General features: G+C 38.0%; 11 protein-coding genes. 6 read left to right on the top strand and 5 right to left on the bottom strand.

The annotated features are described in order from the left end of the window. Nucleotides 1–237 precede the first annotated feature (237 nt). Genes QT716_RS14120 through QT716_RS14110 form a run of 3 tightly spaced genes read left to right on the top strand, consistent with a single transcriptional unit; the run spans nucleotide 238 to nucleotide 2,799 of the window. Complete coding sequence (locus QT716_RS14120; protein ID WP_317936741.1) at nucleotides 238–465, top strand: single-stranded DNA-binding protein; 228 nt, start codon at nucleotides 238–240, stop codon at nucleotides 463–465. A 38-nt stretch (nucleotides 466–503) separates the two neighbouring features. Next, nucleotides 504–1,589, top strand: coding sequence for a DNA cytosine methyltransferase (locus tag QT716_RS14115; RefSeq protein WP_317936740.1), 1,086 nt, complete (start codon nucleotides 504–506; stop codon nucleotides 1,587–1,589). Then, on the top strand, nucleotides 1,576–2,799 hold the full coding sequence (locus QT716_RS14110) for a DNA cytosine methyltransferase (protein WP_317936739.1): 1,224 nt from the start codon (nucleotides 1,576–1,578) through the stop codon (nucleotides 2,797–2,799). The genes QT716_RS14115 and QT716_RS14110 overlap by 14 nt, the downstream gene beginning before the upstream one ends. A 108-nt stretch (nucleotides 2,800–2,907) precedes the next feature. Here QT716_RS14110 and tnpC read toward each other — a convergent pair whose 3' ends face one another. After that, nucleotides 2,908–4,479, bottom strand: coding sequence for an IS66 family transposase (gene tnpC, locus QT716_RS14105; RefSeq protein WP_317936737.1), 1,572 nt, complete (start codon nucleotides 4,477–4,479; stop codon nucleotides 2,908–2,910). Nucleotides 4,480–4,546: 67 nt separating this feature from the next. Then, nucleotides 4,547–4,900, bottom strand: a complete 354-nt coding sequence (gene tnpB / locus QT716_RS14100) for an IS66 family insertion sequence element accessory protein TnpB (protein WP_317934922.1) — start codon at nucleotides 4,898–4,900, stop codon at nucleotides 4,547–4,549. Between the two features lie 354 nt (nucleotides 4,901–5,254). Between tnpB and QT716_RS14095 the strand changes: the two genes are divergently transcribed. Then, nucleotides 5,255–6,247, top strand: coding sequence for an HNH endonuclease (locus QT716_RS14095; protein WP_317936735.1), 993 nt, complete (start codon nucleotides 5,255–5,257; stop codon nucleotides 6,245–6,247). A gap of 111 nt (nucleotides 6,248–6,358) precedes the next feature. Here the strand turns inward: QT716_RS14095 and QT716_RS14090 are convergent, their stop codons facing one another. The 3 genes from QT716_RS14090 to QT716_RS14080 form a co-directional block, all read right to left on the bottom strand. Continuing rightward, nucleotides 6,359–6,613, bottom strand: coding sequence for a DUF3006 domain-containing protein (locus QT716_RS14090; protein WP_317936734.1), 255 nt, complete (start codon nucleotides 6,611–6,613; stop codon nucleotides 6,359–6,361). Further along, entirely contained in the window at nucleotides 6,610–8,232 is a 1,623-nt protein-coding gene (locus QT716_RS14085; RefSeq protein WP_317936733.1) for an S-layer homology domain-containing protein, read from the bottom strand. Before QT716_RS14085 ends, QT716_RS14090 begins: the two co-directional genes overlap by 4 nt. A 90-nt stretch (nucleotides 8,233–8,322) precedes the next feature. Beyond that, complete coding sequence (locus QT716_RS14080) at nucleotides 8,323–8,532, bottom strand: hypothetical protein (RefSeq protein WP_317936732.1); 210 nt, start codon at nucleotides 8,530–8,532, stop codon at nucleotides 8,323–8,325. Nucleotides 8,533–9,291: 759 nt separating this feature from the next. Between QT716_RS14080 and QT716_RS14075 the strand changes: the two genes are divergently transcribed. Further along, nucleotides 9,292–10,278, top strand: coding sequence for a bile acid:sodium symporter family protein (locus QT716_RS14075; protein ID WP_317936731.1), 987 nt, complete (start codon nucleotides 9,292–9,294; stop codon nucleotides 10,276–10,278). Between the two features lie 216 nt (nucleotides 10,279–10,494). Continuing rightward, on the top strand, nucleotides 10,495–11,427 hold the full coding sequence (locus tag QT716_RS14070) for a D-alanyl-D-alanine carboxypeptidase family protein (protein ID WP_317936730.1): 933 nt from the start codon (nucleotides 10,495–10,497) through the stop codon (nucleotides 11,425–11,427). Nucleotides 11,428–11,434 lie beyond the last annotated feature (7 nt).

Raw genomic sequence — 11,434 nt, 5'->3', positions numbered from 1 at the left:
ATAATGGTATTCTAATTTTAAAAACTCATTTCTTATCGAAATTTACTTTCTAAAAGTTCTCATAACATGGTTTCAACTTGCAATATTTTTGTTATTAAAAAGATCTAATCAAAATGATACTCCGTCTATAACTTTACTATTTTTTATAAATCATATATCATAGGTTCATATGCATAAGCTTATGCATATGAACCTTTTCGAATTAACTTATCTTACACAAAGGGGTTATACATATTTATGAACTGTTTAAACATTGCAATTCTTGAAGTGGAGAACATATGTGTAGGAGAAGCTTTCTTGGTTAAAGATCTATTTAAAGGCTATGAATGGAATCGATTAGCAATTGGTGAAAGAAGATCTTTAGGCTCTCTTTTTCTTAATGAAGTACGATTTGGCGTTTTAAAGAGTAAAGTTTCTTCGGGAAATAAAAGTAGTGCTAACCAGCAATTATATATTAGAATTTGAATTATATTTATAAGATTAATTTTTGGAGTTGAATTTAATTGAATAAAACTAAACCTACTGTTATTGATATGTTTTGTGGATGTGGGGGTCTCTCAAAAGGCTTTATGGATGCTGGTTATGAGGTTCTATTAGGTATAGATAACGATATATCAGCACTAAAAACTTTTAAAAATAATCATGGCTCTGCTATTGCTATGAATGGTGATTTATTTCAAGGCTCTACTATCTTAGAGATTGCCAGTTTAACCAACAATAAAAATATAGATTTAATTATCGGTGGTCCTCCCTGTCAAGGGTTTTCACTTACAGGTAAACGTGAGGAAGATGATAGTAGAAACTCATTATTTAAATCCATGGTGAATGCAGTGGCATTTTTTCAACCTCAAGCATTTGTATTAGAGAATGTACCTGGGCTAGCGACACTTTATAAAGGACAAGCTAAAAAAGCCATCATTGATGAATTCACTAATTTAGGTTATACAGTTTCGTCTCAAATATTATTTGCGCCAGACTATGGTGTCCCCCAAATAAGAAAGCGCTTATTTTTAGTTGGCACAAAAAGTAACACAGAGTTCAAGTTCCCAGAGCCTTCGATTTCTCCCACTACTTATGTTTCATGCGGAGAGGCAATTAGTGACTTGCATGACTTCAATAAAGACCTTGGTTTTGAAATTAGTAACTATAAAGTTCCACCTTTAACTTCATATCAAAAGAAAATGAGAAAACATACGAATAAACTATTTAATCACGTAGGAACAAAACACACACAAGAAGTAATCGATGTAATATCTTTAGTACCTGAAGGTGGTAATCATAAAGATTTGCCTCCTGGAGTTGGAGATAGCCGTAAATTTAACGAAGCTTGGACACGCTATCACAGTAACAAACCATCAAAAACAATAGACACTGGACACAGAAACCATTTCCATTATAAATTCAATAGGGTCCCTACTGTCCGGGAAAATGCTAGACTTCAATCTTTTCCCGACGATTTTATTTTTTATGGAAATAAAACTCAACAATATAGACAAGTAGGTAATGCTGTACCTCCTCTTCTGGGATTTGTCTTAGGAGTTCAGTTGAAAAAGTATTTAAGAGGTGGAGAGCTAAATGAAGACTTATAACTATATTGATATCTTCGCTGGTTGTGGAGGTTTATCTGAGGGCTTTGAAAAAAATGGTCAATTTAATATGCTAGCGGCGGTCGAATGGGAAAAGCCGCAGGTTAAGAATTTAGTTAATCGCTTGAAAAGTAAATGGAATATTTCCGACGCGGATAATCGCGTGCTTCGTTTTGATATACAAAGAACAGATGAATTATTTCATGGTTGGAGTAATGACGATATTTTTGGTAACCACAATGGTCTTGACTCTATTATTGATGGCCAAGAGTTGGATCTAATTATTGGTGGTCCTCCGTGTCAGGCATATTCTGTTGCGGGACGTATTCGAGACGTAAATGGTATGAAAGATGATTACCGAAACTATTTGTTTGAGGGTTATCTTGCAGTTGTTAGAAGATATTCTCCAAAACTTTTTGTGTTTGAAAATGTCCCTGGGATTTTAAGTGCTAAACCTGGAGGTGTTCAAGTAACGGATTTGATCAGAAAGGAAATAGAGGCATCTGGCTATACAATAATTAACGACTTGAAAAGCTATGCTCAAATAGATTTAACCCAGTATGGGATACCTCAAAATAGAAAAAGATTAATAATCGTAGGGATAAAAAAAGATTTATTTCATGACCCTCAACAACTACTTGAAGAATTTTATACTAACCATCTTACTACTTTTAAAGAAAGGGTAAAAACCGTTAGAGAGACAATTGAGGACCTTCCCAAACTAAAACCTTTGCAAAATGAATTAAAATTGAATGGGAAGAAGTATTCACATGAAATGAATACTTCAATTCCGAATCATCTTCCTAGATATCATAGTTCTAGAGATATCGAGATATTCAAATTGTTAGCGGAAGACATTGTTAATGGTGATTTCAAATATACTTCAAGTGATAAATTAAAAGAATTATATACTCTAAAAACCGGTAAATCTTCTAATGTTCATAAATATCACGTCATCCGATGGGATAAACCTAGTAATACCATACCTGCTCATTTGTATAAAGACGGTCTTCGGCACATACATCCCGATCCTTTACAGGCTAGAACAATCACTGTTAGGGAAGCCGCAAGACTTCAAACTTTCGATGATGACTACGATTTTATATCAAGTGTTGGTGATAATTACAAAATGATTGGCAACGCTGTCCCACCTAGGTTTTCAGAAAAACTTGCACAGGCTATTAAAATTTTTTTAGAAAAAAGAGAAGCATAATTGCTTCTCTTTTTGTATTACTATTGTAAGCCCGTAATATAAAAAAAGCACAGCCTTTCGGCGTGCCCTACAAATAGCCCTTCACTTCAATAATTTGAAGATGAAGGGCTATCTCAATTTACATGTTTCTTGAATTTGTGGCGACCACGGAAAATAAGCATCCAATAGTTCAGAAGTCTGCTGGAAATGAAGAGTCGGCAGATCTGTTAATACTTTTTTCAAATATGCATAGAAATCGATCCCATGGATTTTAGAAGTCTCAGCTAAACTCAAGCAGATCGCATTTGCTTGAGCACCTGCTTCACTGACAGAAAACAGCCAGTTTTTCCGACCTAGAACATTGGGACGGATAGCGTTTTCAGCTGGATTGTTATCAATCTCAATCCGTCCATCGATAAGAAAACGTTGGAGCTCATCTTTTCTCTTCAATGTATAGTCAGTTGCAGTGGCAATCGCATTCTTTCCATAGAAGTGACTCTCTTCTATCCATTTAAAAAAGGCCGTCACTATCGGTTTGGAATACTTATTGCGCATTCGTCGTCTTTTGCCAGGACGCATTTCTCTAAATTTACTCTCAAGTCGATAGAGTTGATTACAGTAATCTACGCCAATCCGTCCATTTTTACTATCTGCTTTTAACCAATAACGACGAACATGCGCCCAACAGTTGGCAAAGGTGACACCTGGTAAACCGCCGTATGCAGAATAGCCATCACAAATGATTGTTCCTTTGTAATCACCAAGGAAGTTCTTCAGAACTTCTCGTGCTCGCGATAGCGAACTATGGAAAAGCACCATCACCGGTCCTTGGCAGGGAACAGTTTTGTAGACCCAATTGTATGCCTTCGTGTTCCCAGGCTTTCCATCAGGCCGATAAATCACTTGCGCTGTTGTCTCGTCAACATGAAGGACAGTCCTTCGCATCGCTAGTGAAGTCATCCGTTGGTATAGAGGCAATAGCCACTCATTTGAAACCTTGATCACCCAGTTGGATAGATTTTTATCGTTCGTTTCCAACCCATGACGAAGCCATTCTTTTACCTGACGGTATAGAGGAAGATAAAGATTATATTTGTCCGATATGATTTTGGCTAACACACTCGGACCCGCAAGACTTCGTTGAATCACTGGTTGAGGTGCTTTTCCACGTACTATGTTAGCTGGTGTGGAAACATCTAGTTTGCAATGCTTACATTCATACGTGTGTTCCATATGCTGAATTCGTTTCAGCTTAGCTGGGATAAATTCAGCTTCTTCTCGGACGATTACCCCACCGATTGTTGTCAAATCATTTTGGCAACAGGCACACGTGAGTAGCTCAGGATAATGATGAACAACTTCGGTCTCAATACCTTCAAGAAAATGGTCATTCCTCTTTTTCTTCGATGCTTTGCGAACAACAGTGTAAGAAATCACCTGTTGGCTTTGATCTTCTGTTTGCTCAGAATCGGGAAAAGGGTCCTCTTCCTCATCGAACAAAGAGCTTTGCCCATCGGGCACATTGTATCTTGATTTCTCGGATTTTGATCCAAAAAGCATCTTCGTCAAGTGCTGAACCTGCTCAGTTAGTTTTTCGATTTGCTTGGACTGCTGTTCATTCTGTTGATTGGAATGCGCCAATTGCTCTTCCAACATACTGATGACTTTTTCCAATGCTTGTTCAGAAGTACGATTGGCCATTTCCTTCACCGCTTTCTTTCTGGTTGAACGTAGTATACCGGATAGCGGAGCTCATGAACAGAAGTTTTTAAAAGGAGCTTTTTAATGAAGGAGCAATCGCTCTTGGCTGCTGAATAGCTAACCCTTCGAGCAACCAACGAAGTTCTTGCTGCGTTAGATTTTTCACTTCTCGCTCACTACGTGGCCATTGAAGCTTGCCAGAATCGAGTCGCTTATACAACATGGCGAAACCATCTCCATCGAAATAAAGACATTTATATCGATCTTTTTTTCCACCTGCGAACAGAAAAATAGAATCTCCATATGGATCTAAATCAAAAGAATCTTGAATGAGTGTAGCAAGGCCATCGATTCCTTTTCGCATGTCTGTTTTTCCGCAGACAATATAGATATTCTGAACATCCGTATAATCTTGCCTCATTGGTTCATCAGCTCCCTTATAATGACTTGGATGATTCGTTCATCCACGCCATTCTGGAGTGTGACTTCAGCGCTACCAATCTTGATTTGACAGTGACCGGAGGTCTTCGATGGATTTGCTGGAGTTTGATCGCTTTTGGTAGGTTGTAAGGAAACGGGGACTATCGTTAAAGGGTTTAAAAACAAAGAAAGCACCTCCTGTTTGATACAAATATAGTACCAAGCGGGGTGCTGAGTTGCCTATGCGTTATTTGATTGGGGGCTTACTTACTATTGACATGTATACAAATTCAGGAATATAATTAAATTAGATATGGTAAATGCAGCCATTAATACAATATAAAGGGGATAGAATATGACTTATTACATAAAAAGGCTTGGGCATCAAGAACTTGGAAGCATTTTAAAACTTGGAGATAAACCAGCTAGAGGAAGATATATTTATATATCCAAAGATGAGGCGATTTTAACATTCTTCCCCCATCTATCTACTTTAGTCAAAAATGACTCATCCCTTCTCCCGCTGATCCCCCTTTATTTACCTCGCTTAGAAAAAGTATATTGTAATTATATTTATCATAACGATAAATTTCATGGAAGCACATCAAGCAGACCCAGAAATGAGTATAGAATCTATTCTAACAATTCATTAGAAATGAATAGGTATTTGTTTGAAGCGAATGATATTATAATTATAAAAAAAGACAAGTTAATTACTGATGGAGTGACACAACTAGTATATTACATTGATTTGGTTAAAGATAAGACATCCGCTTTATATAGTAACTGTATGAATATTATTGAAAAGTCCCCTATTCGTGGAGATCATGCTTTATATGATGGTTTTTTAGAACAGTTTGAAAGTAAAGTTCGTACGCTTACAAGTGACCATGAATTAGAAGTAACAATTGATCCAAGTGTAACCAAGGTAATAGCGAAGTCGGAAACGAATTTGGAAAGTTTATTCACTTCGTCATCGTTCAGAGATTTTGTAATGGTTGGATACGAATCTAAATGCGCTGTAACGGGAAGCGTTATCAAGTATAATAACTTTTCCAACCTGGAAGCAGCACATATTAGGCCAAAGAGCCATGGAGGTACATTCCTACCTAGCAACGGTTTGTCATTAAGCAGAGATATTCATTGGGCATTCGACAAGGGCTTTTTCACTCTAAATGATGACTATACTATTCTTGTTCATGAAGAGATTGAAAGTAAGTTTTTAAATGGCCTTTCAGGTAAAAGTATAACTTTACCTGAAAATCCATTTATAAAGCCAGATTTGAATAGTATTCGTTATCATAGAAACAATGTCTTTGGACTCTTTATTACTTCAGGTCGACTCTAAAACTAAATTATCTATCTTTATAAACAGAAGTTGTTGTACATTTTCACTTTATAATTATAGAGGATAAGAACCTAGATTTAGAAGTGAGGAAGGACAATGACTTCCTTACTTCTATTTGTTTTTATCTAAAAGCTTTTGAATAAGCGCTTCGGTTTTCTCTTTTACTGACTTAGTTTTATCATTCATCATTATAACCTCTCCTACTTCTTTTCCATTTCCAACAAATGATATTTGCAATATATCCCCTTCACAAGCTTCAAAAGGTATTTGTTTTTTCAACACTAGAACTTGTTCTTTTTCATTATCACGGACTAGAAGAACAGCGTATTCACCTTCAAATCGATCAATTGTGTAAGTATTCATCATTCACACGCCCATCCATCTTTATCACGATCATGTTTAGTTGCATATGCTGGATGCCCTTTCTTAACGCCATTAGGATAATACTTTTTCATTGCAGTACAGTTTTGAAAACTTTTAGGCGCACCTGGTATTACATATGAGCCAGAACCAGGATTCGGCTTAGCAGGTGTCGGTTTCGGTTTAACTGGTGTTGGTTTGGGTTTTACAGGCGTAGGTTTTGGTTTAACAGGTGCTGGCGCTGGTTTTACTACTGGAGCATACCAAGGTTTCACCGATACGGAATGTGTAACACCATTTGTAGACACTGTAATATCACCTGAAACAGCAGTCGAATAGATTTTTGTACCTACTGCTTTTAAAGTATTTACTGCTGTTGCTGCTGGATGTCCGTAAGAATTTCCTTCGCCGTAAGAAAGTATTGTCCCTTCTGGACTCACAGCTTTAACAAATGAGTCAGAACTACTTGTAGCAGAGCCATGATGACCTGCCTTTAAATAAGTGCTTTTAAGGTCTGGATTACCTAGCAATGCTTTTTCTGTTTTAATTCCAGCGTCCCCAGTTAGTAAGAAACTTACGGAACCATAACTAACTTTTGTAACTATTGATGCATCGTTACTATCACTAGCATTTTTATCTGCATAAAGAATTTTAATTTTCACAAGCGAATCAAGGGCAATAGCCTCATTTGAAGTCACTAACTTAAACGGGATATTCTTTTTGTCAATAATTGAAAGCATATCAAAGTAAGTCTGTGTAGTGTGCACTTTACCACTATCTATAAATTGATTAACTTTAAATGTTTCTAATACTGAAATCAATCCACCTATATGGTCTGCATCAGGATGTGTAGCAATAACCACATCTAAAGTTGAGATACCTTTGGACTTTAGGAACGCAACTACTTTATTTTCAGATGATGCTTTGCCGCCATCTATTAGCATGTTTTTACCTGTTGGGGTTTGCAACAAGATTGAATCGCCTTGGCCAACATCGATAAAATGAACCTTCATTTGCTTGTTTCCGGATTCTTTTAGGAAAAGAGCCCTTGAAAGGAATGCTACTATCTGTCCGCGTGATAAGGTTTCATTGGGACGATACGTATTGTCTGGATATCCTGTTGTGATACCTGCCTTAACAATATGACGGACATTTTTATAAGAAGAAACACTTGGACTCATATCTTTAAAATTAGTGTTTGCTTCCTCAGTTAATTTGAATGCTCTTGATAAAAATATTGCCATTTGACCACGAGTTACTATTTCTTTAGGACGAAATGTACCGTCTGGAAACCCTGCAATAATCCCAGCTTTCACTGCTGAGTTAATATAACCTGAAGAGGTTAATGAGCTTGGTACATCTTTAAATTTTGTACTTGTTTGTTTGCCATTCAACCCTACTGCTTTACTAACCATAACTGCTACTTCTTCTCGAGTAATTTTCTGATCAACGCCAAATTTAGATCCTGAAGGTGATATAACACCCTTCTCAGTTAAATATTGAACATCGTTATAGAAGCGATGATTTGAAGGTACATCCGAAAACTGAGCAGCTTCAACTTTACTAATAACCAATCCTGAGAATGCTAAGATTAAGGTCAATACTATTACTAGTACTTTTTTCATGTCTATCTTACCTCACTTATTTGTTTTATAGATTAATAATATTCGTTGATCTGTAAAAGGTCTATATAAACTTTAATATAAACAATATTTTTATCGTATATATTCACCAATCTTGCCTTTTCCGATTTCAACAACCTCTATTTTTGTAACCTGTGCTTTGTTGATACCATATTCATCCTCAGTAAAAATCATCTCTGAGCCGTTAATTGAAATAGGTTCAACATTTAATGGATTTGTAATTGTTTCGAATTGGTAATCCTTACCTCCATCAAACTCAACATACACGGAGTATTTACTCATTTACTCACCTACTTTCATTCTTTCTGATATTATTTTAAGTTCTTAATATTTTTCGTAATTCAGGTTACTTTGTTTTATTATTTTCAGAATAAGCATTATAAAGCCGGCACTATACTCCTTATATTGTAATAAAAGTTTATTTATCCACACCCGCTAAGGGATTACTTATTATTTCCTAAAAGATTCAATTCAACAGTCGGGATTAATGAACATTAATAAAAGGAAAAAAAAACATCCATTCCGGAAACGACTTGCAAACTATAAATACATATATAGTGACTAGTAAGTAATACTCTACTACATACTACCAATATACTAGACGCCTAACAACAACTAAATAATTATCTTTTATCCTTAACGTGGAAGTAAAATGGAATCTAGTGATTATATTTTGTGTACAAAAAATTTGTTTTTATTACTGGGGGCATTCTTCCCATAGCCATATTATAACTGCCCTAAAATTTATACTGATAGGGAAAATCTCTGTTAAGGGTAAGTAGATCTCAAGATATTTATTATCACTTTTTCTCGTTATCTGAATCTACACTTTGCAATATAAAATATATCTTGCAATCTTCAGACAGCTTAGTATAATTGCTTTTATCATTTCTGAATACTTACTCATCTTCACTAAATTCTTTCTTCAGAAACAAGACAACTAAAATATTTAGTGTTAGGAAGCAACAATACTTACATCCACTACGGAAATTTATTTCATTTTCCTAAACACAATTCAAAAAGAACCAAGGAGGTTCCACAATGAAGGCACTGGAGTCAATCAGTTCATTTGCAGGAAAGTATTTCGCTGTATGGGTCATCATCGCAGCACTCATGGCCTTTTTATTCCCCACACCGTTCCTAGGATTAGGTGCATACATATCGATTTTGCTTGGTGTTGTCATGTTCGGCATGGGGCTGACGTTGAAGGCGGTCGATTTTAAGATTATTGCTACAAAGCCGCTGCCGGTGATTGTGGGGGTGGCTGCGCAGTTTCTGATTATGCCGCTTGTTGCGTTTGCGATTGCGTATGTGCTTCAGCTTCCGCCAGAACTCGCAGCTGGGTTGGTCTTACTCGGATGTGTTCCGGGCGGGACGTCTTCCAATGTGATGGTCTATTTGGCAAAAGGGAATTTGGCATTGTCTGTTGCGATGACTTCCCTTTCTACATTGCTTGCACCCGTAGTTACACCGCTTTTGCTGTTGTGGCTTGCTGGGCAGTGGATGCCTGTTGACCCGATGGCGATGTTTATGTCAATTGTTCAAGTCATCATTCTTCCGATTGTACTCGGTCTGCTAATCCGGAAGTTTTTCCCGAAAGCTGTGGAGAAGAGTGTTTCTGTTGTCCCGCTAATTTCGGTTTTGGCAATCTTGATCATCGTTGCGGCGGTCACGTCTGCGAATGCAGGGAACGTCATTTCATCGGGGTTTGTCGTATTTGCGGCAGTCTTCCTTCATAACGGATTTGGCTTGCTGCTTGGCTATATGACAGCTGTGATGCTCGGATTAACTGAGTCCGACCGCAGAGCGATTTCCATTGAAGTCGGCATGCAGAATTCGGGGTTAGGTGTTGCCCTCGCAACTGCGCACTTCGGTCCGCTTGCCGCGCTGCCAAGTGTATGGGGTGCGATTTGGCACAACATTTCAGGGCCGATTCTTGCGACCTTTTGGTCGAAAAAACCTGCAGGTGTTGAGGAACCGGCTGTCGACATGGAACCGACTTCTGTTCAGCCGATTGAGAACCGTTAATTCGCTGGGTCCCAATAACTTCGATTACTGTTCGTACATAAAGAGAGCTGGAAATCACTTCGATTTCCAGCTCTCTTTATAGTTTTGTATCAGGTTAAGCTCGTCTTAAGAAAAACTTCATTCTTTTACTGTACTTTCCTTCAGGTTTGTCCTTTATACTTAACAGTAAGGATTTGAAATGTGCGGGACGACCGTGAATTGAAAGGCAGATGCACTATGAGGAAGTTATGGACAGTTATAAAAGGATTCGTCCTTTTCATCATCGTTCTAATGATTGGGATGTATGTGACAGGATGGAATGGGCTGAATGATAATGAATCGCTTCGTGCTGAGCAAAGTGTTCCTCAACGTATTCAGCAAATAGATGCGTATACGAGTCCATACATCTATATGATGGATCGGGATAACGGGAAAGCAGTCTACGAAAAACAAGCAGATGCAAAAGCTTATCCGGCATCTTTGACGAAAATGATGACGACGATTGTAGCGCTTGAGCATATTGAGGATCTTTCTGCGAATGCGCCAGTCGATACAGAAACGTATCAAAAAATGGTCGCTCATAATGCTTCGATGGCCGGGTTTTATGGTCGTGAAGCCGTCACCTATCGAGATTTGTTGTACGGAACAATTTTACCTTCCGGCGGCGAAGCATCCAATTCGTTAGCGATCCATGTGGCAGGAAGTACGAATCAGTTTGTGATGATGATGAACGAAAAAGCGAAAGAACTCGGAATGACCCGAACTCATTTCATGAATCCGGAAGGGCTGCATGATGCTAAGCAGTACACCACCGCTTCTGATATGGCCATGCTGCTCGATTACGCGCTGGATAATCAAGACTTTCGTGCGATTTTAACTAAACAATCTTTCCAGACGACGGCTACTGCGGATCATCCTCAGGGCATTGCTTTACGCTCTACGGTACTTTCCTCGCTACATGCAGAGGACCAAAAGGGTTTTGAGATTCTTGGCGGCAAGTCCGGAACTACTTACGAAGCCGGTCAGTGTTGGGCGACGTTTGGTACAGTTGGAAATCAAGAGTACATTAGTATTGTCATGGGAGCGCCTTTGGAAGACATCAGTCATCCCGACCGTGCGCAGAAGAAGGATACGCTTCGGCTGTTTGCTGAAGTTGTTGAAGGACGATAATGATCGT

This window comes from Sporosarcina aquimarina (genome assembly GCF_033253705.1).
GTDB classification, from domain to species: domain Bacteria; phylum Bacillota; class Bacilli; order Bacillales_A; family Planococcaceae; genus Sporosarcina; species Sporosarcina aquimarina.
This window is presented reverse-complemented; position numbering and strand designations above follow the sequence as displayed.